The sequence below is a fragment of the Haloarcula quadrata genome (assembly GCF_003634715.1).
In the GTDB taxonomy this organism is placed as follows: domain Archaea; phylum Halobacteriota; class Halobacteria; order Halobacteriales; family Haloarculaceae; genus Haloarcula; species Haloarcula marismortui.
On sequence record NZ_RBWW01000003.1, the window covers coordinates 284,172 to 309,055 of the forward strand.

Here is a 24,884-nt window from a genome sequence, read left to right on the forward strand (position 1 = left end):
ATTCGAGTATGCAGGCCAGAGTGAGCCATGTTCAGCCTGTACACCAAGGCAGCAGTGGTCGGTTGCATCGCACTCATCTGGGTCACGTTCGTTGGCGCACTCTTCGGAGGCCTCCTCCTATGAGCCGCACCGCGCTCAACACGGTGGACACGCCCCGTCCCGAGACGGTGAGCGTTACCTGTGACAACTGCGGCGGCGGGTTCCTCACCGACGAGACGACGGCCTACAGTGCAGACCAGAACGACGAGGCCCTCCTGTGTGCCCCCTGCGAGAACGGCCAGCCAGCGCCGCCGTCGAAGGCTCTAGAAGAGCCTGAAATCGACGCCATTCGCGAGGACCTGCAGTACCGCGAGGGCGTCGGCCCGGACGCCGAACCGCCGGTCGAGGCCACCGTCCCCGATTCGGTTGGCTCCGGCGACTTCGCTCGCATGAGCTTCGTTGAGGTCGAACTCAGCAAGGGCACCAAGTCCCTCAGGACGATCACCGTCTCGCTGGGCGATGTCGGAGACCGTGGGCTGTACCTCCCGGTCAGTCTCGACCCGTCGACAGCCGTCTACACCGGAGAGATCCAGAACGCCAGCTTTGAGCTTGATTGTACCACTAATAGGGTGGTATCGGTCTGAACAGCGTGATTGCACCACGAATACGTCATCAGCGAACGCACGTCAGGTAGTCTTCAGACAGTGAACCGATTCGTAATATGGACAGTACACCGGTTAGAATGAGCCCCCAATGGCGATATACACGAAAATGCCAATTACGGTCGCTACCACGTCGAGTACAAACAAAATCGCGTAGTCTTTCGGTTCCATACAGACAACACTTTGACGACCCGTTAAGTTGTTGTGCCATCAGCTCGTTCAGAAAGCGGGTCTACTGAGCAGCCTCTTCACTCCTTTTGACGGGCAAAGAGCCTGTATTGACAACTGCCGAGAGGGTCTGACTCGATAAATCCGATCTGACGGGATACATCAGGAATAGTATTCAGCGCTAAAGCAGTACTGCACCGTCTACGTCCAATACAGCAGTGCTAATTGCAAGCAGACGGTGCCAAATTAGATTTATCTGGCATGTTATCCTCTCTCGTTTCCTGCCGTCTAAACGCGACTGAACGCGGTTTCTGTCTATTCTTGTAGCCCACCAATGACTGATCCAGACAACTCAACGGACAGTCGTACCGTATCGCTGACCGACGCAAAAGGGTTCGTCTACGAACCAGTTCGTGGTCCGAAGCGCAAAATCCAATTCAACCCGCGATCAGACGGTCGCTTCGAGCGCGTTGAGGCCATCTGGAACGGGTGTCGCTGGCGTGTGACTGGTCGGGAAATCGTGACGACAATGCGCCGGATCTAATCTCTACACCGCTCTTTTGTACATTGTAACATCTTCAAGAGACGGCTTCTAAAATCACGTTGTCAGGAATTTCTCATTAGAACGTGTAAGAGGCAACTTCCGTACTGCCACAACATGAACATGGTTGGTCAGGATGATCAACCGTCTGACCACACTGGCGACATTCGATATACCGCTCTGTTGTCCCCAGATTCCAATTGAGTATGCTCATCTGTACCAGAGATATTCACAGAAGGACATAATTATTGGCTATAATTTATGCTGCTACCCGCAGAAAACAATTAGTTGTTATCGCCCCGGCTTGATACGTGGCAAGTAGGTCTTCAAGCAGCATACTGCGAGGATCTGTCGGTGGATACTCAGACATACATTTACAGTCCGTTCGGAAGGTACTGTCACCGCTGGTACGGCTCACTAAAAAAGCGTGTTATAGAGACAATCAGTGGATTGGTTTCGCCAAACTCCGGATTGAAACAGCCGCCCAAAGAGTATGTCTACTGATCTTGAACTGCACACTATTTTTTGTCTGGTGTTGGTACGGCCGGATGATGGAGCCGCTTGAGATTGGATTACGGATTCTCGGTGGTATCATTCTCATCGGGGTGAACGCGTATTTCGTCGCAATCGAGTTCGCGTTGACTCGTGTCAGACAGTATTCAAAATCGGAGTTCGATACGCCTGGGCTTGAGCTTGCCTGGGAAATGACCACTGATCTGGAGTTTTACTTAACCACTTGCCAAGTCTGGATTTCCGCAACCAGTATCGCACTAGGGATTATCGCCGAACCTGGACTAGCGGCTTTGATTGAACCGGTGTTTGAGAACACCACGTTCGCATCGGTTGGGGCTGGCTCGTTACTCGGCTTTCTTATTATCAACTTAGTCCACCTCACGCACGGGGAACAGACGCCTACCTACCTTGGTGTCGAACGCTCCAAACAGGTCGCCCGGTATGGATCACGACCGCTGTACTGGTTTGCCAAGATACTCGCTCCAGCTATCTGGGTCGGTGATTCGGTTGCAAAGGGAACACTGGGCCTGTTCGGCATCGAGATGACTCAGGCATGGACAGAAACCGAAAAAGAAGTCATCGAAACCCGCGCTGACCTTCGGAACCGGCTTGGATCGGTACTCGAAGAGGGTGAATTGCCTGCGGAGCGCCGTGAAGAGATCATGAACGCATTGACGATTGGTGAACAGTCGGTGAGAGAGGTGATGATCCCCACCGAAGAAATCGTAGCCATATCGACTGAGGATTCAGCCGAATCGAACTTCCAGAAGCTCGAGGAGAACCCTCACACACGGTATCCACTAATTGGTGAGGACCTGACTGAATTCCATGGAATCGTCTACAGTCCAGCTCTGTTCAGTCATCGTGAGGAACTCGCCAGTGGCAACGGTGCGTTCACTGAACTGGCGGCACCGACGATGACGCTTTCGCCCGATACCGATGTGAGCGACGCGATCGATCAGTTCCAGACAGAGCGGCAAGAGATGGCTCTCATCATCGGAGACGGCGAGGTTATTGGACTAGTGACCGTCACTGACCTGCTGGAAGCGATTATCGGCGATATCGAAGATCCGCTCGACCAAGGCAGTGCTGACGTACTTGAGTAAAAAATGCTTGACCGTTAAGACATACGTCAGTGGATTCGCCATCGCTAATTGTTGTCGGAGCCACTCATGTGAGACTTGCGTATCTCTCGCGGAGCCGACTACAGATTGAACAGATTGGACTGGTAGATATTCCACCTGTACTGATTGGTTCAAGCGCTGAACCACAACCGGTGAGTCACTGCTGTATTCGTGGAGTCTATTCAGGAGTTCGTGAACGAACCATTGTGGATTCTATCAAAATCATGGTAACCAATACAGCGCGCCTATGCAGCAACGGTCTCAACACCAGTAACCTCGAACCGCGCTCCGCCAGTTTCGCTGTCGGTCACATTGATATCCCACCCGTGGGCTTCAGTAATCTCCTGCACGATGTTCAGTCCAAACCCAGTCCCCTCGTCTGCAGTCGAGTACCCGGCCTCGAACACCTCGACGCGCTCGTTCTCGGGAATGCCGGGACCGTTGTCGGCGACATAGAAGCCGTCATCCAGATCGCCAGCTGTTATCCTGACGGTTTCACCACCGTGTTCGACCGCGTTCCGGAATAGGTTCTCCAGCAATTGTTTCAGGCGGCTCGACTCGGCGATGATCGTCTGCTCGGTCTCGGTCACGAGGGTTGCCGAGACTGTCTCAACGTTACGCCAGCACGCATCAATCGTGTCCCCGAGATCGACTGGGTCCGAGTCCTCGACTTGTTTGCCCTCTCGTGCGAGCGTAAAGACGTCGTCGATGAGTGCATCCATCCGGTCGTGTGCCTGCGCGACGTCGTCGAGATGGTCGCTGTTACACTCTCGTTGTGCCAGTTCCAAGCGTCCAGTGGCCACGTTCAACGGGTTGCGAAGGTCGTGAGAGATGATGCTGGCAAACTCATCAAGCCGGTCGCGCTCACGCTGGAGGTGCTGTCGCTGTTCGACGTGGTCGAGCGCAGTTTCAACATTCGCTGCGAATACGTCCGCGAGTACTTCATTTGTCGCGTCGAAAACGTCTGCTTCCGGTGATGAGAGGATGAAGACACCGTAGTCGTCGAGCGGAATGATGTATTCACTGCGAAACGGCGTCTCGGGGTCGAATGTATCGTCGGCCTCGCGAATATCCGCAAATCTCTGGGCCTCACCCGTTCGGTATACCTGCCCCGCCAGACTACTATCGACAGGAAGCGGAGGTGGCGAGTCGCCGAGTACGTCGTCGGTCTTGTCCGCCCATGCGATGGGTACAAGCGCGTCTGCCTCCGTGTCGTAGTGATGAATACCGTTCATCGGAACCTGCAATACCTGCGTGGCCGTCTCAGACGCCCGTGTCGCGACTTCCTCAACGGTCGTTGCCGTCATCAGGTCCCGCGTGGCTGCGTGTAACTGCTCCAGAGAATTCTCTCGTTGCTTTCGCTCGGTGATATCCTGAAACTGAGAGAAAATAGCTACGACATCCTCATTCTCGTCCGTTACTACTCTATTGTGCCACTCACAAATAATCTGCTCACCATCTTCCCGGATATTTTCATTGATGCTGTGGTATCCACCCTTGTTTTCGAGGAGATTGGCCACAACGTCACCAACGGCATCGCGGTCGGATTCCGTGACAATCACCTCCCATGGTTGGCCTGCCAGATCGTCTTCAGCATACCCGAGGATATCTTCGGCTGCATCATTCATACGGACGGCATCGAAGTTCTCATTCCACTCGATGACACCGAGCGGAGACTGCTCGAAGAACAGGTTAAGCCGTTGTTCCTTGTCAGCAAGTTCTATCTGGGCATAGTGATTTTTGACTGCGTTCCTGATTCGGTTTGTGAGCAGGGCATACTGGCTGATTCCACCCTCTTTTTGCAGATAATCCGTGACACCTGCTGAGATCGCGTCGCTGGCGACTTCCTCACTGCCTTTTCCAGTAGAGCGTGTCATAGAAAGGGTCACATACGAAGCAGCAGGGTGCGGAAAGTGTGTCCAGCACAACCGCAACCCTGCAAGATTTGGATTCGGTAGACGCCTTCTTGAATGTCGCGGCTACCGAGACAGTACCGCTGTTTGAGCATCTTGAGTTCGAGTTTCTGCTAGAGTACGACGTGTTCGCCCCCGCTTCGAGGGGGCGAACACGGGTGCATCAGCCACCAGACCTCTTTCGCGGCTTTCTGCACTGCTACTACGAGGATGTCTACGGTACACGCCCGGTTGCACGAGAACTTCAGCACGGCCTCGTCTGGTACTATTGCGGGCTCGACAAACCGCCATCCAGAGACACAATCGACCGGTTTCTCACCGACCTAGAACACGTCATCGATGATGTTTTCCAGAGGCTCGTCGAGCAGGCCGCCGCCCGCGGCCTGCTCAACTCAACGTACTCTATCGATTCGACGCACGTTGAAGCGATCCAGTACAACGACGATGCGTCGTGGAACTACGATTCAACGGCCGAAGAGCACTACTACGGGTTCGGCTGTACGATCGTTTCGACCGGTTCAAAGATCCCGATTGCAGCAGAATTCACCCAACGCAAGCAGGCAGACGCTGAGACGGCGATGCGCGTCACAAAAGACGCGCTCGCCGTCGGGACACCGATCTGGATGCTTGGAGACAGTGCCTACGACATTCTTGAGTGGCACGACTTCCTGCTGGAAGTAGGGATTGTACCAGTCGCCCCGTACAACCCACGAAACACTGATGACCCGCTCGATATCGAATACAGGGTCGAAGACCGTATCAAGGAACACAGTGAGGAGGTTCAGCTCAAGCAATCAGTCTTGGATGAGACGTACAACCGCCGTACAGGAGTCGAACGCACCAACGATGCGGTGAAGGACTGCGGCCTCGGGCACGTTCGCGCCCGAGGCCGCGTCCACGCACGAACAGAGGTGTTCATTGCGCTGTGTCTCCGCATCGTTGTCGCAATCACAAATTTCGAGCGAGGAGACGACCCGGGTCGTGAGAAGCTCACACTATGAGGAGGATTCTATGACACGCTCAGTATACAAAATAAACGGGAGGTCCGGGAACTCATCACGGACTTGTTCGAGAAACTCAATGCCGTTCTGCCCCGGCATATCGTAGTCGGAGACGATACAGTCGAAGTCATCCGCAGCAAGTCGCTCCAGCCCCTCACTCGCGCTCGTTGCGGTCGCAACAGTGAACCGGTCGTCCTCACGTTCAAGCATATCAGCTGCCAACTCTGCGAAATCCGGCTCATCATCGACGTGAAGGACGGAGATACTCACTGTTTTGTTCAATATGTCAGAGTTTGGCAGTTGGCCTTTATAAGGTTGTGGCACGATTTTCGGACGAAATAATAGGAATGGTAGCTGGTCAGAAGGTACCGTCCGCTGCCGACTCCTGATCGAAAATGTCGCAGTTTGCGCACGGCCATGACCCGGAGGTGATGGAGATGGGACCACCAGACCGTGCAAGATACGCGTCTTCCATCTTACATACCAGTTCGAATACCACTCTCATCTAGTAGTTGCTTGACCGGTCAGTTCGCAGACTGAGCAGCCTGTTCACTCTTTTCAATGAGCAAAGAACCTGTATTTACAACGGCTGAGAGACTGTGATTGTATAGTTTCAGTATGACGGGGCTCCTCTGTGACTAGTATTCAGCACTGAAGCAGTACTGCACCGTCTACGTCCAATACAGCAGTGCTAACTGCAAGCAGACGGTGCTAACTCAGATTCATGTGGTATGTTTATTTCTCGTTCATTGCCGTCTAAACGCGGCTTAGCGCAGTTTCTGTCTGTTCTCGTAACCCACCAATGACTGATCCAGACAACTTGACGGACAGTCGTACCGTATCGCTGACCGACGCGAAAGGGTTCGTCTACGAACCAGTTCGTGGTCCGAAGCGCAAAATCCAATTCAACCCGCGATCTGACGGCCGCTTCGAGCGCGTTGAGGCCGTCTGGACCGGGTGTCGCTGGCGTGTGACCGGTCGGGAGATCGTGACGACAATGCGTCGTATCTAATCTCTACACCGTCGTTTACCCAGTGTACCATCCTCATAGCCTTCATAGAAAGACTACCAAGGATTCGCTGAGCGATCAGTACAGGAGATGCATATACCGCAACGAGTAGCGATCTATCAGAAGTCCATCAGTAGACTCGGTGAAACATACAGAGGGTGAGGTCAGCACGTCGCTCATCGTCGATTTCGCACCGGTCATAATGAATTAGCTGCTCAGTAAGTGTGCGGATGGAGTGCCGGCAGTCATGTCAATTACGAATAGCTCCTAACAGACGTACAATATATAATATGCGTATTTTGCACAAAAAGACAGTATCGTATTAAGCGGGCTGGACTCAACAAGGCAGATTGAAAGCGAATCGAGACAGCGAGGACGCTCCTACAGAACGTGAGTCTGTTCACTCATCCAGAGTGTCAAGAAGAAGCGGTTACTGTTGAGTCCCACGGCGGGTAGCGGTGACGTGACCCCTCCCCCCGTCAGAACACTTTTGAGAATTAAATCCATATAATGTATAATGGTTACACGACGGCAGCTGCTCGGTGGGACGGCGCTAGCGCTCCTCAGTGGGTGTACGGGGATGACACCGACCGGGACCGACGGAGAGGATGCCACTGACACGCCGGCCGGAACGTCCGCGTCGACGACGGCAGACGGGACGTATACGCAGACACCACATACTGGGTGTCAGCCGGGGGCGGTTGATGTCGACGGCACCTGCGAAGTCGCAGCCTCGGGCCAGAACGCCGAGATATTTGATGTTACCGGCTTATCTCCAATCACAGCCGAGCGGACGACTGTCGGCACCGCCCCAGGCTATCTCACGCGGCCCGACGACGACAGCACGTACCCCGCGGTCGTGATGATCCACGAGTGGTGGGGACTCAACGAAAACATCGAGCGGATGGCAGAGATCCTTGCCGGCCACGGGTATGTCGTGTTCGCAGTCGACCTCTACGACGGCGAGGTAGCGACCGACTCGGAGCGAGCGTCGGAGCTCTCTGGGAGAGTTCGCGAGAATCCCGACGAGGCCGTCGCCACCATGTCCAGCGCGGTTGAAGGTCTGCGCGGACGTCCAGACGTAACCGGCCGGGTCGCGAGCCTCGGTTGGTGTTTCGGCGGCGGACAGAGCCTCCAGCTCAGCCTGAGCGATGCTGACCTCGACGCGACGGTTATCTACTACGGGACCCTTGCCACCGACCAGGCGACGCTCGAACAGATTGATGGCCCCGTCCTCGGGATATTCGGCTCTGAAGACCAAGTTGTCCCACTTGAGGACGTCCGCACGTTCGACGCGACCCTCGACGAGATCGGCGTCGAACACGAGGTGTTCGTCTACGAGGGCGCCGGCCACGCATTCGCGAACCCAAGCGGTGAGAGTTTCCGACCGGACAACACCATGGATGCTTGGGAGAAGACCTTGGAGTTCCTCGACACCTCACTTCCATTATAGCCCAACGACGTTCTACGTCAGTCCTCCAGACTGCCGTTAGGCCCGAACTCCACTTCTGGGAGACAGCAACTATCGGAAAGGGATTGTTATTACTTGGCTCTGGTGAATCGCGGGACTGCGTCGGTTTCGACCGTTAGAACTAGTGGAATGAAGCGGGAAATCGCCGATGGTCAATGTCGAAGATTTCCCGCTTCACGAGCAAAGTCGTTCAGTTAGCTAAAAATGCTGTTGGTGAGCGAGGCGAAGTCGCCGCTCCCGAAGGGGGTGGCGGCTTCGCCGAGTATGCGGTGGTGTCGCTGCACTGTCTGCGGGTTTACCTGCAAAAATCCTACCGAGAAGCACTTGATTTGCTGAGTGAGATGCCACAAATACTCGGGGAGATCGGCCTCGACGCGGCCGATCTCCCCGACCACTCGACGTTAGTCAAGCGGTTTGACAGAATCAAGACAGCGATCTGGCGAGTGCTGCTGCGCCTTTCGGCGCAGGAGCACGAGCCGAGCGGTCACGCCGCCATCGACGCGACGTTTTTCGACCGCGAAAACGCTAGCAAACACTACTGCCGGCGGACGAATTACCGGGTTCAGACGCTCAAAGCAACAGCACTCGCCGACACAGAAACGCAAGCGATTCTAGACGTTCACTGTACGACCGAGAAACGCCACGACACACAGCTCGGCTGGCAGGTCGCCCGCCGATGCGGGCGACCTCGCCAGCCTCGCTGCTGACAAAGGCTACGATTGGATGGAATTACGCGACAAACTCCGCGAAGAAGGCGTGAGACCACTGATCAAACATCGTGAGTTCCAGCCCATCGATCACGCACATAACGCGCGGATCGATGGACCTCGCTACCGTCAACGAGCGATGTGTGAAACCGTCTTCTCGACGATCAAGCGCACGCTCGGCGACGCCGTGCGTGCGCGAACCTGGTACGGTGAATTTCGTGAACTCGTCCTGATGTGTACGGTTCACAACATCAAGCAGTCTCTGAAACAGTGAAATCAAGCTACGTCTGGCGATTCACCACAACCTATTACTTGGATGCTGGCTGTGGACGCGTACCGAACTCGCTCAAACGGCTGGCAATCGAGTAGTACTCCGCGGCGACTCACTGCTCAATCATCTGTACTGAGCAATCTGCTCACTCGAAAACTGGTGGCGTCCCGTGCAAGATACGCGCGCTCCATCTTGCACACCAGATCAGATACCATTCTCACCTGGTAGTATCTCGACTGGTCAATTCATAACCTCACAGAGCAACTGGGTTGTCCCAGCTGCAGTGAAAACAACACCTCGTGAGTAATTCTATGACACGCTATCCTCAAGAAACGGCTTCTAGAGCCATGTTGTCAGCAGTCTCTCCTTAGAACGTGTAAGAGGCAACTTCCGTACTGCCACAGCATGAACATGGTTGGTCAGGATCATCAACCGTCTGACCGCACTGGCGACATTCGATATACTGCCGTGTTGAATAGATGCTGAATCACGGTTAGAGTGGTTCACAGAGCGGTTCTATGTTCGAGATAGCGAACATCAGGACAATTTCACGGAACTGCCGATACCAGCCCAGCGCTCGCACGGCATCACCGAGCGAGCGCTTCATTGTCGAATACGAAGTTTCGGCCATCCAGCGCTGAGAGTAGCCTTTTGCCCGGATGAGTGCGTTGTGCCCCAGCGTCAACGGCCTCGACCCACGCTGTAGGATGAGTGGTTCGACGCCAAGTGCGTAGAACTCGTATTTCGTGATCCAGTTGTGGAAGGCTTTGTCAGCGGCCACGGACAGCAGGTCGTCCGCGTTCCGGCGGACGACCTGCGGCCCAGTCTTTGTATCGTGTTTCCACCGGGCAGAGATATGTACGTCAAGGACGGCAAGAGACTCTCTATCGGTTAGCGTCGTCACTTTCAGCGTTTGAACGTTACTTCCCGACCGCTGGCGGTAGTACGACGAGGCCGAGCGGCGGTCGAAGAACGTGCTATCGAGTGCGGCGTGGCCAGACTGCGGGTGCTGCTGCGCTGAAACGCGCAGCAGCGCCCGCCACACCCACATTCTCAGCCGGTCGAACGATTTGTAGATCGTGCTGTAGTCTGGGAGATCGTCTCGATCTAAGCCGAGGACGTCACGAATCTCAGCCATGTACTTCAGCCGATTCGGCGTTTCTCGGTAGCTGTGGCCGTCTTCGAGGCGAAGACAGTGTAGCACGACGTGCTTCCAGCGGGCGAACCCGCCGCTGGCGGGCTCGCCCGCGTGCTTTCCCAACGCTTGTTTGACTAGGTGCCGACACTGCTCAACGAAGTCGAGGAGATCGACTTCCATGGACAGAATCGATTTCCTCGGCTTCGTCCTTCTACTCCGTGATATAAGCCGATTAGATCGCTATTCACCTATGGAAACGCTGCTACCTAGACGAACCACCGTTATCGACAAAATATTTGCGCCGTCCTGTAGTCTGCGGCTCTCCCAGCCGGCAGGCGGCCGATATCTTCAGGCGGTGCGGTCGCAGTCTGGCGATAGCTGTTGCTAACGCTGGCCCCGACCGGCCACTGAGGGCCGCCCGCCCGGCGGCCCTCAGTTCCCTCCTCTATGAACTCACATCAGGCGGGTCGTATACTTCGCCCCGGTCTAGCATGTGGTAGATCGACACCAGCATTTTCCGAGCGCAGGCGACGATTGCCTTCTGTGAGTTCTTCCGGCTAGCTAACCGCTCATAGAAGCGGCTCAGGTACTCATCGTTACAGGTGTGAACTGCTGTGTTTGCAGCCTGGACGAGCAACCACCGGACACGACCCGATCCACGTTTCGAAATACTCCCTTCGATCCGCGAGTCTCCTGACTCGCGGATTACCGGGTTCAATCCCACGTAGCTGACAACCGATTTATCACCGTCAAACCGACTGATCTTGCCTAACTCGGCGTAAATCGTCAACGCCGTATAGTAACTCACGCCGGGAATGGTCATCAGCAGCTGGGTCTCCTTCAGAGACCCAGCGCGCTCCTCGATCGTTTCTTCGAGTTCCTGTATCTCCTCGGTGAGCGTCTCTATCAGTTCGAGATACGACTCCAGCAACGCGTCCCACGGCGTCGGGAGCGAGAGTTCCCGGAGGAACTCTCGTCCCTCCTTGTTCAACGGCTTCACGTCCTCAGTGATGCCGTGATCGGAGAGAAGTCCGTGAATCTTGTTGGCGTACTTTGTCCGGTTTTCGACTAGGGTCTGTCGCCCGCGCACGAGTGCGCGGGCTTCCCTGATCTCGTCGGTCGGAACATAACTCTCTGGCACCGAGTTCAGCCGCACCATCCGCGCGAGTTCTTTTGCGTCGACGCGATCGGTTTTCTTGTCCGAGTTAGCAATCTGATTCAGCTCCTTCGGGTGAGCGACAGTCACATCCAAATGTTCGGACAGCGTATCGTGGATGTGGTAGTAATTGCTGGTCGCTTCGAGTGCGGCTTCGGCACCAGCGTACCGCTGGGCGAGGTCGTCTAGGTTCGCGTTCTTGACGCGAACCTCTTCGACGATCTCCCCAGCCTCATCCATTACTGCCACCTGTGCGTACCGTTTGTGGACATCAATTCCAAGGTACATTGTCTGTTCACCCGGGACGCCAGTGCGTGAAGCAGAGATTCACCTATTCGGGCTTTCCCGGATGCCGCGCCCCGCGGCATCCGGGCTGTAACGCCCATGACTCGGCTTCTTTCGCACACGGACCAGTCAACACGACGTGCTCTAAGGCACGGAATAGCGGTCGGTCTCTTGCGCCCCATGTCTTAATTCACGCTCTCATGGCGTAGCAGCGTTTCCATCGAGTCAACAGAGCAGAAAATTCCGGCCCACAAAACATATACCAATCTCAAAAAAAGAGTACCTATGAACTGGATAAGCCAGATTCCATCAATCCTATTTACTTTCTTGATCGTCACTTCGCTAGCAGTTGGCGGTGCTACCGGACACGTCCAGTCTGGGGCACAGGGTACGGTGGCTGACTCTGAAATATTTGAAGAAGTAGGCGATATTGTAAAGATACCAGTTCGTGTCTCACCGCATGACACGGCAACAGTCAACATTTCTCGGAAGCAGTACTCAGCAGAGGTTACTGCAACTGATCAGGATGGTGACGGCCAGATCCAGATCCGAATCAATACATTTGAAACACAGACTTCAGGCAATCCGTCTGGGTATAGTGTCTCGTCTCCAGATCACTTGCGCGAAGTTTCTCAGCGGGGCGATAATGGGCTCACCGAGGGAGAGTATGATATAGCTGTCGACGGAAACGCACCCGATTCAACATTATCACTCAGTTCAGGTGTGTTCCAACCTGGCCAACTGCATACATTGCCTGCTAGTGAGAAAATAAGCAAAACCAATGTTATCAGGAACGGGTCACCTACTCCAAGCCAGATTGCTCGTGGTGACATATTAATCGCAGAGTTCGAAGCGGAAGGAATCATGGGCGTCGGTCGATTTGACGATCCGCCAGGAAACAACGGAATCGTCGCAGTAGACAGTACTGTGGGGACGAAGACAGCTCATACAGTTCAGGTGCAAGGAGAGGGGGCTAATACATCATTTCGGGAGATGCGCATTAGCTACGATAACGCGGCAAACGAGTTACCATCAGATCTTGTCAAATTAAATATAACCCACGCTGGTGTAGATTCAGATCAAGATGGGCAAATAGATCGATCATTCATTTCATCAATCGTAAATGTAAATACGAACTCTGAGGGAATAATAAAAATCACAACTACCGACCAGCAAACTGTGTCAGGGTCAGAAACCGTACTCCTACGATATGAAAACGTTACAAATCCATCCAGACCTGGTGCTTACCCTGCAACTATCTCGCTCGGACCAAACCGAATCGACACAACAGTAGAGTATGGTCCGGCCGCAACAGGTAATCTTGGAAACGGATTAAATGTTAAAGCTAGCACAACTAGTTCAAATAGATTTGTCGCACCGCTGCCGTTCAAGTATTTCACCTCACCAGATGATGACCGGTTGTATGTCGCAATGGATACCAGTGGGCTGAACAATGTAACTAGAGAGTCAATATCACTGAGGCTTTCCCAATCTCGAAAAGAAGGGCCCATAGCGGCAAAAAAGTCAGCAACGAATGCCACCCTTGTTGAACCGACTGCTAATATGGCGATAGCAAATGACCAGTGGCAGGCTGGATCAGAGCCACTGGAAATTACAGGTACCACGACCTTGGCTCCTAATACCGACATTTGGATCCGGGTTCGCTCAGGCACTGATGTTCCATCGCCTTGGATATATCATTATCCCACATCTGTTCAACCAAACAGAACTTTTGAGGCAGACATCACAGAAGATAGGATTGAGGCCAATGAGCCCGTTTACGTTAGTACGGTAACAAGAACTGGCCCAGTCGGTCCGGAGGAGATAGTTAACGTGACAAACAGGACTGAGCAAAATTAGACATAGTAGCGGGTGTCATAGAACGGTTACCACACCAAAGAGTAGGGTGATGCTGAGGTGGTATGGACTCAGCGACCCTGCAGAATGAGCCTCCGGTAGAGTCGTTCTTCAATGTCGCAGAGACCGAGACGTTAGCGTTGTTTGAGTATCTCTGCTTCGAGCTTCCTGGCGAGTTCGACGTGTTCGCCCCGGCGAAGACGGGGCGAACACGAGAGCATAAACCACCAGAGATGCTGCGTGGGTTCCTGCACTGCTATTACCGTGATATCTGCGGAATTCGTCCTGCTGAGCGGGAGCTTCAGAACACGGTTGTCTGGCTAAGCTGTGTCTTCGATCGACCGCCGTCAAGAGACGCGGTCGATCGATTCCTTACTGACCTCGAACACGTCGTCGACGAAGTCTTTGACCACCTCGTCGAGCAGGCCGCCCGGCGCGGCCTGCTCGACTTGACCTACTGCATCGATTCAACCAACGTGAGGCCGATGCCCGCTGACCAAGGTGCGTCGAAATGCTACGATCCAACCGATAAAGAGTACTACTACGGCTACGGCTGTACGATTGTTTCGACCGGACGGCTCAATTGAATCCGGCGAATTTCGGCGTTTCAGCGTTCAATTGCCTGCTCCACGTTGTAAACGCCGGCTATGAGCGTTATCTCCCGGAACTGGCGGAACCAGTCACGCGCTCGGACGGCGGAGCCGTGCGAGCGCTTGATTGAGGAGTTGACGGACTCGGTCTGTGATCGCTGACCATAGAGCTCGTCGTCTATTCGGGCGTTGTGTGCGTGATCGTAAGGAGCGAAAACACGGTGCTTTATCAGCGGACGAATCCCGGCGTTTCGAAGCTCCTCACGGAAGCTCATGTCATCATAGCCTTTGTCAGCGGCCAAGCTTCGAAGGTCGCCCGCGTTCCGCAGGGCGACCTTCGGGCCGATCTTGGTTTCGTCAGGCCACTTCGTGCTGCAGTGTAAGTCAAGAATTGCTCCCTCAGCTGTATCTACGAGAAACGTCGTCTGGATCGTTTTGACGGAACGATCAATCCGTCGCAAGTAGTGAGACGATGCCTGCTGACGGTCGAAGTAGGTGGCATCAATTGCGGCGTGACCATTCTGGTCCAGCAGCTCCGCCGACCGGCGGAGCAGCTGTCGCCAGACAGTCATCGATGCCCGTTTGAACGCCTTACACAGCGTCGAAGGCGCGGGAAACTCCCCGCGTTGAAGATTCAATACCGCTCGAACACGTTCCATCTCTTCGGCCCAGTCGATGATTTCCTCGTACTCCGCGCTCATGTGTTCGCGCAGATAGAGCAAGACTGCGTGCTTCCAGCCGGCAAACCCGTTGCCGGCTGGATCACTCAGTTCCATCAGCGCAGCGTCAGTAAGCTTTTGAGCGAGCGAAGCCACTTGCTTCACGAAGCGGAAGAGGGTGTTGTGCATAACATTACTCTCCCGCTTCATACCCGTGATTCTAACGACCTATCCCGGCGCCGTCTGTGGATTCAATTGAGCCGACCGGACAAAAAACACCGATTGCAGCGGAGTTCACCGAGGGCAAACAAGCGCCCATCCGTCTTTAGCTAAGAGAGGAACCGCTGTATAGCAGTAGCTTATTGAGGCTTCTTTTCGAGAGGGATGAGGTGGCGATAGCTGTGTCCGACAGAGGCTCCTCATCGAGAATCATGCGTCGGCTCACTACACTGTTTCCTTCTGAGTTCCTCGAAGAGCACGCCGAGGAACTCGGCGTGGTCGAGCGTGACCGTAACCTCCAGATACCTGTCCTCGTATGGGCGCTCGTGTTCGGCTTCGCCGCCGGCGAGAGCCGAACACTCGCTGGGTTCAGATGCAGCTACAACTCTACAGCCGACGAGACGATCTCTCCCGGTGGATTCTATCAGCGGTTGACGCCGATGCTGGCGAAGGACCTCCGCGACCTCGTCGAGCACGGCCTCGACGAGGTCGCTGTTCCCGATACTGTTGACGCTGATATCGGCCGATTCAGGGACGTTATGATCGCTGATGGAACGGTGTTTCGGTTGCACGAATTCCTCTCTGATGAGTTCCAAGCCCGGCACGAGGAGCAGACTGGAGCGAAGCTCCACCTGCTCCACAACGCCACCGACCAGACAATTGAACGGATCGATGTGACTGATGAGAAAACGCACGACAGCACGCTGTTCAAGACCGTTACTTCCTGAACGAGCCGAGAGAGCGCTGTCTGAACGCCACGAAACAGTCACTTTCTGTATGATTTGACGGTCAGTCTCTGCTGCTACTGCGACCCAGACTGAAATAGCTCCAATTCACCGCTCTGAACAGGCGAGATCTACCGAACCACGAGACTATCTGCCGACAGCTGTCGCTTACCGCCGACCAGACAGGCCGTGGGCTGACCCCGGTCAGCCCGCGGCCGTTGCCTGTGACGTTGGCACACCGACCCCGTTTGCTTTGATCTTCCACTGGCGGCGTAATTGCTCTTCCAGTTCGTGTCGAATCCAGTCACGGAACATCTTGAACGTGAACTCATCGGGCAGGTCGCGCCCGCCCCGTCGCGGGCGGGCGACGACCGCCCACCTGAGAACGAGCCATAGGTTCTCCAGCAATGCTGCAACGAGCATGATCGCAAACCGCACGACGGGATCACGTGTCGTCGTGATCCCGCGTGCTTGCCGGAGCAAGCGATAGGTCGTTTCGATGCCTGAGCGTTTCCTGTAGAGCCGTTCGACTTGCTTGGCCGAGCGATCAGCAAGACCACACGCCACGTAGCCACGGACAACCTCACCGTGTTTGCCCCGATCACCGTTCTGGTAGGAGACAGCGACCGCGAGCGGGAAGCGCAGTTCCCGCTCGCTGTCCTTGTACATACGATAGGTCGTCATGTACGACTTGTGGACATCGAGTTTGTCCTTCATGCGTTCCCCTTTCTTGGGCACATGGACGACCGTTGCGCCGATATCACGAGCACGGCGGATGACGCGCTCATTGTAGAAGCCGCTATCGGCAAGTAGCAGGTCGATTTCGAAGGGGTAATTCTCGACGCGGGCGAGCACGCGCTCGACCGCGTCGGCCTCGTCTTCGTCGTTGCGGACATAGGTCATCGCCAGCGTCACCGGCTTCTCGTTGGAGACGACGTACGCCGTGCAATAGCGGTGGCAGGTAGTCGTCCCGTCCTTGGGAGCCATCGAACAGAGTTCGCCTTCGTCAGCGTAGTGCTCGCCGTGATAGGGGTTGTCGATGAAGTCGATGGAGACGATTCTCGACCGGTCAGGGTCGAGAATCGTCATAGCGAGGCGTCCGAGCAGAAGGTTGGCGACAACCTCAAGCCAGTGTCGATCAAGTGTATGGAGCCACGTGAAGACGGTGTCGTCACACGGCGTTCCGTTGGTGTCGTTGCAGGTTTCCCAAATCGATGTCTGGTTGACGCAGGCCAAAATGACGACGAGCCAGATGTCGCCGGGGTCGAGGGGACTCTCCTCGACACCCGGCAACGGGAGAGGGGCAATGACTTCTTCCGCTACGTCTTTGACGTCCGATGCCGAAAGATAACCGTCTGGATCGGGTAGGTTGAACATATCCAGATCCAGACACTTTCTCGTGGTTAATTCGGCGATTCAATTGCACCGATTACGTCGGTTGGGAAGTACCGAAGACAGGATCGTGGCTGCAAGGACGGCTCGTTCTGTTCGATCGAGCGTCAGTCGATCACATCGGGTTAGAGGAGGCGTCTGCTTGGATGCGGTGTAAAGCCTAGCGGCGCCCTGCCGTGGGGGGGGGCGCCGCCTCTTGCGGTGGTCGTTCACGGAGTTTTGCGAAATGACGCTTCGCGCAGTTTGGACAGCACTTGGTGTCCGCAGGTCTGTTCCAGCGAATCAACCACTTGACGACCGGTTCTTCCGGTAACTGTCCATCGGGCCGGACAGCGGTCGTCAGTGGTGACACTGTCGCGTCGGCGGCAGTCCGCCGCCGACAGCGACGGTCCATCCCGAAAATCATGCTCACCAACGGTTCGAAGATGCTCCACAGCTAGTTCGGTTTGGTTCACCGCCATCAAACGGGGTTACGCGGCTGTCAATGTGATCGACTGAGCTTGGAGTGCTGTGGGAGATCGGCCTTTTCGAGGCCAGCCTCTTCGAGAATATGTGGCATCTCGCTCAGCAGATCTAACGCCTCTCGGTATGGCTTCTCCAAGTAAACCCGGAGAGAATGGAGCGATACAATGGCGTAGTCGGCGAAGCCACCACCCCGTTGGGGGTGGCGACTTCGCTTCGGCCACCGACAGCATTTTTAGCTAACTGAACCGCCTTGCTCATGAAGCAGCAAATATTCGACATAGACTATCGGCTGTTTCTTTCTCCTTCCCACTAGCTCTGGCGGTCGAAGCCGGCGCTGTCTTTCAGTTAGGCGGTGCCATCATCTGAATCGTTCTATTGTAGTTATCATATAGAGCGTGTCATAGAAAGCGCCACATGCAAAGCAGCAGGGTGCGGAAAGTGTGTCCAACACAACCGCGACCCTGCAGGACGTAGGTTCGGTTAACGACTTCTTGAATGCGGCGGCTACCGAGACAGTACCGCTGTTCGAGCATCTTGAGTTCGAGTTTCTGCTGGAGTACGACGTGTTCGCCCCCTCGGGGCGGGGGCGAACACGAGTCCATGAGCCACCAGACCTCTTTCGCGGCTTTCTACACTGCTACTACAAGGATGTATACGGCACACGTCCAGTCACACGAGAACTCCAGCACAGCCTCGTCTGGTACTACTGCGGACTCGACAAACCACCATCCAGAGACACAGTTGACCGGTTTCTTACCGATCTCGAACACGTCATCGATGATGTCTTCAAGAGACTCGTCGAGCAGGCCGCCTGCCGGGGCCTGCTCGACTCGACGTACTCCATCGACTCAACCCACATCGAAGCGGTCCAGTACAACGACGCCGCCTCGTGGAACTACGACCCAACAGCTGAGGAACACTACTACGGCTTCGGCTGTACGATCGTCTCGACCGGTCCAAAGATTCCGATAGCAGCGGAGTTCACACAGAGCAAACAAGCGGATCAAGAGACGGCGATGCGCGTCACGTGTGACGCGCTCGCCGTCGATACACCCATCTGGATGCTTGGAGACAGCGCATACGATATCCTCGATTGGCACGACCACCTGCTGGCCGCAGGGGTCGTGCCAATTGCCCCGTACAACCCGCGAAATACCGACGATCCGCTCGATATCGAGTATAGGGTCGAAGATCGTATCACCGAACACAGTGAGGAAGTTCTGCTCAAACAGTCCATCTTGGACGAGACGTACAACCACCGGATAGGAGTCGAACGAACTAACGATGCCGTCAAGGACTGCGGCCTCGGGCACGTCCGCGCCCGAGGCCGCGTCCACGCTCGAACAGAAGTGTTCGTTGCGCTCTGCCTACGGCTCGTCGTTGCAATCACCAACTACGAGCGAGGAAACGAGCCGGGCTGTGAGATGCTATGAGATGGATTCTATGACACGCTCATATAACAATACCAGTTGAGAATCTCTGAGAGGCTGATGAGGAAAAAATCATGATTGGTGTTGTCATAGTTGCTGTAGTAGGTGCTGGTACTGCTACCAGCACTGGAATCCCAGCATTGCAAGTGCCGAATCCGACTTCAGAGCCAACCCCAACACCAACAACAAACTTAGAAACAACTCCGGACCCACCCCAGAATCAACTCCGACAGCAACCCCAACCCCAGAATCAACTCCGACACCAGCAGCAAACACAGTGGTTGTCGAAATTGGGGACTGGGGTGAGGCAGTACATAATGGTTCAGAGGTCCGGTTTCGAGTAACTAAGTATAGGATCACCGAACTTATTGAAGAGAGTGATGGAGACGTAGAAACGCCATCGGAAGGTGATAAATTTGTAGTTGCCACTATTCAGATGGCGACGGATCCCGGAAATAACGTTACTGTCGGACAAGAGCAATGGTCATTTACCGGACTTGCCGATAAGGAGCATAGCTCACATGAGGTGACTTTCGGCATCCGGAATGGGTTCCCTAATAAAACAGAGTTGCATGGAGATAATGTCCAAGGTACTATACTTTGGGAAGTAAAATACCCAAACGATGCAGAGTTCAACATGGTACCTTATAACAACCAAACTGGGCAGGCAGGCCGTGTCGTCACGGACTAAAATATTCGCCGAGCCTGTCATAGAATCCGACTCATAGCTTCTCACAGCCCGGACCGTTTCCTCGCTCGTAGCTGGTGATTGCTCGTGCATTTCGTGGCGTGTGGATAAAGGGTGAGAGTGTCCTGTCGTTTCCACCGAAGCCGAGCGAGCGCTTGATTGTCGAATACGAGGTTTCGGCCATCCGATGCTGAAAGTACCATTTTGACCGGATGGGGGCGTTATTCGCGGTGGCGTTCAGTGACGAGCCACGGTAATCCACGGGGTAGTCGATATCTAGTGCGGCAACCTCGCACTCAGTGTTCCAGTCTTGGAAACCGTTGTCAGCAGCGACGGAAAGCAGGTCGTCCGCGTTCTGGCGGACGACCTGCGGCCCGGTCTTGGTATCGTGTTGCCAGTGTGCCGAAATATGTACGTCAAGCACAGCAATCGATTCCACATCGGTCAATATCGTCACTTTCAGCGTCTGAACGCTGTTTCCGGAGCGTTGGCGGTAGTACGATGAAGAGATATGGCGGTCGAAGAACGTGCTATCAAGTGCTGCGTGACCGGACTGCGGGTGTTGCTGCAGCGCAGCAACGCCCGCCAGACCCACATTTTCACCCGGCCAAAGGACTTGTAGATAGTTGTGTAGTCTGCTCTGTTGAATAGCGGTGTTGGTCGGGGTAGTCGGAGTTTGAGTTGCTCGTTAGTAGCTGACGCTAGTGGTCTCAAGACCAAGATAGTCTCAGTGTGGCTCAGAGGCCGCTATTCAACAGAGCACTTCTTTCAGCAACCGCCGGCAGCTCGGGATTGAATAGGTGACACCGTGCGTTTCTTCGAGATAGTCTTGAGCGAGCGCCGGCGCGTCGACCCCAGCTTTTTCGGGCGGTTCGTGAACAGTCTCTTGGAAATTTTGCTGCTCTGAACCTGATAACTTTCTTTTTCTACCAGTTCCCTTATCATCAGTTACAGCCTGCTCAAGCGACTCGTCAGTGTCGAGTCGCTTGAGCCAGCTATAGATCGTTCTTCGACCGGTGTCGTGCCACGCAGCAAGTTCGGTCTGAGTGACGCCATTTTTGTATGCGATCGCCGCTAACAACCGTTGTGTCGGCTTGTTTCCGTCCACATTGTCGAGAGCGTCTTGAAGTTCCTTGACGGAGATCCCGTCAAGATGGTCCTTTAAATCGTTCAACGTACTACGGGCAAAAAGTTCTAACGATTACTATAGCCGTTGAACGCCACGCTCATCTGATCCAGTTGTACCCTATGATCGAGTTGGGTTATGAGCTACCGGATTTGGATGAGTTGTCGCTGTGGGCGTCACGAAATCCAAATCCACACAGAGATCGATTACGTGAGCAGGTTGAACAAGGTGAGTTCGGCTTTGACCGCCATTAAACTAGAACCGATGGTGCGTGCGCAATTTGAGTAATCTCTGAGGAGGTCTGCGAGTTGCATAGGCACTTCTCGTTACGGCCTCCTCGCTTCTCAAGCGCGTTCAACTAGACAATGCCCTGCGGAGGTATGTGCAGTATATTTAATACCGACCGAAACGGAGCGACCTATATGCTAATGGTCTCCGATGCGGCCCTCCTGCCGAGCAGTTGGTTCGACATAAAACTCCCTTTGAGGGGGGAACCTACGTGACGCGAGGTACTGCAGCCGTACTCGCTTGTCTTGTTGTTGTCGGATTATTTCCTGTATCTGTCGCGGGTGCAAACATCAACGCCTCCATCGCAGACGTTGACATCTCAGTTTCATCACCAGCACCAGGTGAACCCGTCACATTTCACGTGACAGTCCGAAATCTCGAAAGTAGTGATGCACCGCTCAAAATTAACGACATCGTGATCCGGCGCTCTGACTTGAGTGCTATCGAGCGTGCCTCGAATCTAGGCTCGATTTCGCCGGGCAGCACGTTGGAAGTGCCATTGACGGCGACGTTTGACTCGGCAGGGACGAAAGATCTCCGTGTCATCGTGTACGGTCGCGACCCCGGGACAGGCACGAGCGTCAAATTCCAATATCCGGTACAACTGAACGTTGAAGAGCGTCACCCGCAGATGGACCTCACAGCTAACGATTCCGTTGCCGGCGTCGAATCGACCGGTGAAGTCACGGTCGCAAACGGTCTTGACTCCCAGATAACAAATGTCGAGATCGTCGTTGAGGGCGACGACATTGAAATGACACAGAGCAGAACAGTAGCGTCAAGTATCTCTCAGAATGGTTCTATGACCGCCCCATTCCGGTTCCGGCCAGAGTCCTCTGGAGAGCACAAATTGACCACGACGGTCAGCTACACGGTCGGTGACGACATCACGCGCACTACGACCCAGACGAAAGTCATCGACTCAGACCCACTCCGGAACAGCGTGGAACTCGATACAACTGCAGTCGGCAGCGGCACCGACCGCGCGCTGCGAGTCGCGGTCTCGAACGGGGCCAACGCGCCGCTCTCAGATGTCACTGTCAATGCAACGTCTGCGAACGCGTCGTTCCAGCGCGTACTGCTCGAGAATATCTCAACTAGCACGACCCAAGAAGTGCGACTGAACGCCACGACGGACGAACCTCGGGCGGACGTCACCGTCACAGCCGAGTACGAACTCGGGACAGAAACGGAGCGGACGACCGCCGAAACGACGCTCCGGTCCGTCCCAGGGACGATAGACCTCACCGGGCTGGACGTGATCCGTCAGGGCGGGCGCCTCCAGATTTCCGGGAGTGCGAGCAACGTCGGCTCGACAGATGCGGACAGCGTCCTCATCAGCGTCGCCGATACCGAGAACGTCACCCCGGCGACGCCAAACCGTGACTACTTCGTCGGGACGGTTCCGGCCAGTGACTTCGTCTCCTTCGACGTGTACGCACGGACGGAGGGGAATGTCACGTCGGTGCCACTGGAGGTGACGTATCTCGTTGACGACACGCGGAAGCGACAAACGTTCGACGTCAACCTCGACCGGATGGGCGGTTCGGCACAGCAGTCCGAGCAGGACAGCGACAACGGGGGCGGTGATCAGAACAGTATGCTGCCGGTGTTCATCGCTGGCGGACTGGCGCTACTGGTCGTCGTTGGTGTCCTCGTGCGCCGCTACCGAAGTGGTGACGATGAAATCGAGGTATGACGGTCATCGACGCACAGGGACTGGTCAAGCGCTATCGTACCGGCGGTCAGACCCTCTACGCGCTGGCGGGTATTGATTTCGCCCTCGAGGCCGGCGAGTTCGTCTCGATTATGGGCCCCAGCGGCAGTGGCAAGACAACCCTGCTGAATACCCTTGGGATGCTGGATACGCCGACGGAAGGGACCGTCCTGCTGGAGGGGCAGGATGTGACCGGTCTCGGCGACAGCAAGCGGACCGCGCTCCGCAAGCGGACGGTCGGCTTCGTGTTCCAGCACTTCTATCTCCTGCCGACGCTGACTGCCGTCGAAAACGTCGAGGTCCCTCTGCTGTTGGACAGCGACCCGGAAGTCACAAAGCGGGCCAGAACGCTCTTAGAGCGGCTCGGTCTCGACGACCGACTGGATCACAAGCCCGACGAACTCTCCGGTGGCCAGAAGCAGCGCGTCGCCATCGCGCGCTCGCTCATCAACAGCCCGAAGGTCGTACTCGCCGACGAGCCGACGGGCAATCTCGACAGCGAGACCGGGCGACAGATACTCGACGAGTTCCGCCGCATCGCCGACGAGGACGACGTGGCAATCGTCGCAGTCACCCATGACGATCTGGTCAATGAGTACGTCGACCGAACCGTCCATCTGGTCGACGGCACCATTGGGAGAGAGCGAAAGAATGGCGGGTAGGTTCTTCCCGGCCGCGTTGATGGCGCGGCGCAACCTCACACGAACGAAAATGCGGTCATTGCTGGCGTCGCTGGGCATCGTCATCGGCGTCGTCGCCATCGCTTCGCTGGGGATGTTCGGCGTCGCGCTCCAGTACTCGTTTACCCAGAACCTCGGCAATGTCGGCAACCAGCTCACGGTGTACCCAAATTCCGGCGAAAATGTTACTGAACTCACCGAGCGCGACATCCGCACTATTCGTAGAGAAGCAAGCCCGACAGCGACTGTCTCACCGGTAAAGACGCGCGTTGGGACGGTATCGTACAACCGCGAGGACGCCGCCAGTGAGACAATATACGGCGTTGAGAATCCAGCAGCGTTGTACGAGGCCCAGGAGGGGCGGGTGTCTCCGTTCCGGACCGGCGCGCTCATCGGGTCAGATGTCGCGGAAGAGCACGATTTGCATCCAGGAAGTCAGATCACTGTCAACGGGACCAGCGTCCGTATCCGAGCCGTGCTGGAAGAAGGCGACGCGTTCTCCTCAGCGAACCCCGACAATCGAATCATTATGCCGGTGGGTTCGTTCAGTGAGCGTAGCTACTCGGAAGTGTACATCACTGAGTCGACTGGGACGCGAGCCAACGAGACGGCCATGGGGATACGCGACTCACTCAACGATCGTGAGCAGCGGGTCTCCGTTCAGGAACTAGGCTCGCTCGTTGACACTATTGAACAGCAGTTCCAGATCATCAACACCGTCCTCGCCGGTATCGCATCGATTTCGCTGCTCGTGGCCGGTATCTCGATTCTTAACGTCATGTTGATGTCCACCGTCGAACGTCGGGAAGAGATCGGCGTCCTTAGAGCGGTCGGCTACCAGAAACGAGATATCCTCAAAGTGATGTTGATGGAAGCGACACTGCTCGGATTCCTCGGTGGTATCGTTGGCGTGGCTCTGAGTGTCGGTGCCGGACTCGCAATTAATCATTACGCTGTCGGCGATGCGATGGCCGTTTTCAGGCTGCCAAACGTCTGGTACGTCGGCGCGGCATTCACTTTTGGGGTGCTAACGAGCATCGTCAGCGGGCTGTACCCAGCTTGGAAAGCAGCGAGCGAGGAACCAGTTGACGCGCTACGTGGTTAAACAGA

Annotated in this window: 17 protein-coding genes and 9 pseudogenes; 17 read left to right on the top strand and 9 right to left on the bottom strand. The window is 55.3% G+C overall.

Features of this window, described 5'->3' with window-relative positions; translation table 11 throughout:
- The first annotated feature begins 119 nt into the window (after positions 1 to 119).
- From BDK61_RS22030 to BDK61_RS22040, 3 genes are all read left to right on the top strand, one after another.
- Positions 120 to 623: a hypothetical protein gene (locus BDK61_RS22030; protein ID WP_121304759.1), complete on the top strand. Its 504-nt coding sequence runs from the start codon at positions 120 to 122 to the stop codon at positions 621 to 623.
- Between the two features lie 520 nt (positions 624 to 1,143).
- A complete protein-coding gene (locus BDK61_RS22035) occupies positions 1,144 to 1,353 on the top strand; it encodes a hypothetical protein (RefSeq protein WP_007189614.1) in 210 nt (69 codons plus the stop codon).
- A gap of 548 nt (positions 1,354 to 1,901) precedes the next feature.
- A complete protein-coding gene (locus tag BDK61_RS22040; protein ID WP_167467421.1) occupies positions 1,902 to 2,969 on the top strand; it encodes a CNNM domain-containing protein in 1,068 nt (355 codons plus the stop codon).
- Positions 2,970 to 3,232: 263 nt separating this feature from the next.
- Here BDK61_RS22040 and BDK61_RS22045 read toward each other — a convergent pair whose 3' ends face one another.
- Positions 3,233 to 4,864 (bottom strand): PAS domain-containing sensor histidine kinase, encoded by a 1,632-nt coding sequence (locus tag BDK61_RS22045; RefSeq protein WP_244209999.1) that lies wholly within the window; start codon positions 4,862 to 4,864, stop codon positions 3,233 to 3,235.
- Between the two features lie 38 nt (positions 4,865 to 4,902).
- Between BDK61_RS22045 and BDK61_RS22050 the strand changes: the two genes are divergently transcribed.
- Positions 4,903 to 5,901: a transposase gene (locus tag BDK61_RS22050; RefSeq protein ID WP_121302241.1), complete on the top strand. Its 999-nt coding sequence runs from the start codon at positions 4,903 to 4,905 to the stop codon at positions 5,899 to 5,901.
- A 21-nt stretch (positions 5,902 to 5,922) separates the two neighbouring features.
- Here the strand turns inward: BDK61_RS22050 and BDK61_RS22055 are convergent.
- Positions 5,923 to 6,183: pseudogene (locus BDK61_RS22055) on the bottom strand (response regulator); the annotation flags it as partial.
- A gap of 520 nt (positions 6,184 to 6,703) precedes the next feature.
- On the opposite strand from BDK61_RS22055, the gene BDK61_RS22060 reads away from it, so the two are divergent.
- From BDK61_RS22060 to BDK61_RS22070, 3 genes and pseudogenes are all read left to right on the top strand, one after another.
- Entirely contained in the window at positions 6,704 to 6,913 is a 210-nt protein-coding gene (locus BDK61_RS22060) for a hypothetical protein (RefSeq protein ID WP_121304765.1), read from the top strand.
- A 514-nt stretch (positions 6,914 to 7,427) separates the two neighbouring features.
- Positions 7,428 to 8,363, top strand: coding sequence for a dienelactone hydrolase family protein (locus BDK61_RS22065; RefSeq protein WP_121304767.1), 936 nt, complete (start codon positions 7,428 to 7,430; stop codon positions 8,361 to 8,363).
- A 173-nt stretch (positions 8,364 to 8,536) separates the two neighbouring features.
- Positions 8,537 to 9,362 (top strand): annotated as a pseudogene (locus BDK61_RS22070) (IS5 family transposase).
- Between the two features lie 490 nt (positions 9,363 to 9,852).
- Here BDK61_RS22070 and BDK61_RS22075 read toward each other — a convergent pair.
- Both BDK61_RS22075 and BDK61_RS22080 read right to left on the bottom strand, forming a co-directional pair.
- Complete coding sequence (locus tag BDK61_RS22075; protein WP_121304769.1) at positions 9,853 to 10,677, bottom strand: IS5 family transposase; 825 nt, start codon at positions 10,675 to 10,677, stop codon at positions 9,853 to 9,855.
- A gap of 265 nt (positions 10,678 to 10,942) precedes the next feature.
- Positions 10,943 to 11,941, bottom strand: a complete 999-nt coding sequence (locus BDK61_RS22080; protein WP_121303628.1) for an IS110 family RNA-guided transposase — start codon at positions 11,939 to 11,941, stop codon at positions 10,943 to 10,945.
- A gap of 282 nt (positions 11,942 to 12,223) precedes the next feature.
- Between BDK61_RS22080 and BDK61_RS22085 the strand changes: the two genes are divergently transcribed.
- Positions 12,224 to 13,798: a DUF7827 domain-containing protein gene (locus BDK61_RS22085; protein ID WP_121304771.1), complete on the top strand. Its 1,575-nt coding sequence runs from the start codon at positions 12,224 to 12,226 to the stop codon at positions 13,796 to 13,798.
- A gap of 62 nt (positions 13,799 to 13,860) precedes the next feature.
- Positions 13,861 to 14,373 (top strand): annotated as a pseudogene (locus BDK61_RS22090) (IS5/IS1182 family transposase); the annotation flags it as partial.
- 29 nt (positions 14,374 to 14,402) lie between these two features.
- On the opposite strand, the gene BDK61_RS22095 reads toward BDK61_RS22090, so the two are convergent.
- Positions 14,403 to 15,254 (bottom strand): IS5-like element ISHma10 family transposase, encoded by an 852-nt coding sequence (locus BDK61_RS22095; protein WP_121301968.1) that lies wholly within the window; start codon positions 15,252 to 15,254, stop codon positions 14,403 to 14,405.
- Positions 15,255 to 15,475: 221 nt separating this feature from the next.
- Here BDK61_RS22095 and BDK61_RS22100 point away from each other — a divergent pair.
- A pseudogene (locus tag BDK61_RS22100) lies at positions 15,476 to 15,979 on the top strand (transposase); the annotation flags it as partial.
- 213 nt (positions 15,980 to 16,192) lie between these two features.
- On the opposite strand, the gene BDK61_RS22105 reads toward BDK61_RS22100, so the two are convergent.
- Entirely contained in the window at positions 16,193 to 17,365 is a 1,173-nt protein-coding gene (locus BDK61_RS22105) for an ISH3 family transposase (RefSeq protein ID WP_121302051.1), read from the bottom strand.
- Between the two features lie 175 nt (positions 17,366 to 17,540).
- On the opposite strand from BDK61_RS22105, the pseudogene BDK61_RS22110 reads away from it, so the two are divergent.
- Positions 17,541 to 17,693, top strand: a pseudogene (locus BDK61_RS22110) (ISH3 family transposase); the annotation flags it as partial.
- Between the two features lie 174 nt (positions 17,694 to 17,867).
- On the opposite strand, the pseudogene BDK61_RS22120 reads toward BDK61_RS22110, so the two are convergent.
- Positions 17,868 to 18,124: pseudogene (locus BDK61_RS22120) on the bottom strand (IS5/IS1182 family transposase); the annotation flags it as partial.
- Positions 18,125 to 18,285: 161 nt separating this feature from the next.
- On the opposite strand from BDK61_RS22120, the gene BDK61_RS22125 reads away from it, so the two are divergent.
- On the top strand, positions 18,286 to 19,278 hold the full coding sequence (locus BDK61_RS22125) for a transposase (protein WP_121302489.1): 993 nt from the start codon (positions 18,286 to 18,288) through the stop codon (positions 19,276 to 19,278).
- Between the two features lie 274 nt (positions 19,279 to 19,552).
- Entirely contained in the window at positions 19,553 to 19,966 is a 414-nt protein-coding gene (locus tag BDK61_RS22130) for a hypothetical protein (protein ID WP_244210000.1), read from the top strand.
- 139 nt (positions 19,967 to 20,105) lie between these two features.
- Here the strand turns inward: BDK61_RS22130 and BDK61_RS22135 are convergent.
- Positions 20,106 to 20,599 (bottom strand): annotated as a pseudogene (locus BDK61_RS22135) (transposase); the annotation flags it as partial.
- A gap of 127 nt (positions 20,600 to 20,726) precedes the next feature.
- A pseudogene (locus tag BDK61_RS22140) lies at positions 20,727 to 21,137 on the bottom strand (helix-turn-helix domain-containing protein); the annotation flags it as partial.
- A gap of 29 nt (positions 21,138 to 21,166) precedes the next feature.
- Here BDK61_RS22140 and BDK61_RS22145 point away from each other — a divergent pair.
- The 4 genes and pseudogenes from BDK61_RS22145 to BDK61_RS22160 all read left to right on the top strand — a co-directional run.
- Positions 21,167 to 21,343: pseudogene (locus BDK61_RS22145) on the top strand (IS4 family transposase); the annotation flags it as partial.
- A gap of 245 nt (positions 21,344 to 21,588) precedes the next feature.
- The gene (locus BDK61_RS22150) at positions 21,589 to 23,076 is read left to right on the top strand and encodes a COG1361 family protein (RefSeq protein WP_167467422.1); all 1,488 of its coding nucleotides are present in this window, start codon (positions 21,589 to 21,591) and stop codon (positions 23,074 to 23,076) included.
- Entirely contained in the window at positions 23,073 to 23,756 is a 684-nt protein-coding gene (locus BDK61_RS22155; protein WP_121304773.1) for an ABC transporter ATP-binding protein, read from the top strand. Before BDK61_RS22150 ends, BDK61_RS22155 begins: the two co-directional genes overlap by 4 nt.
- Positions 23,746 to 24,879: an ABC transporter permease gene (locus BDK61_RS22160; RefSeq protein WP_004966937.1), complete on the top strand. Its 1,134-nt coding sequence runs from the start codon at positions 23,746 to 23,748 to the stop codon at positions 24,877 to 24,879. The genes BDK61_RS22155 and BDK61_RS22160 overlap by 11 nt, the downstream gene beginning before the upstream one ends.
- Positions 24,880 to 24,884: the final 5 nt, after the last annotated feature.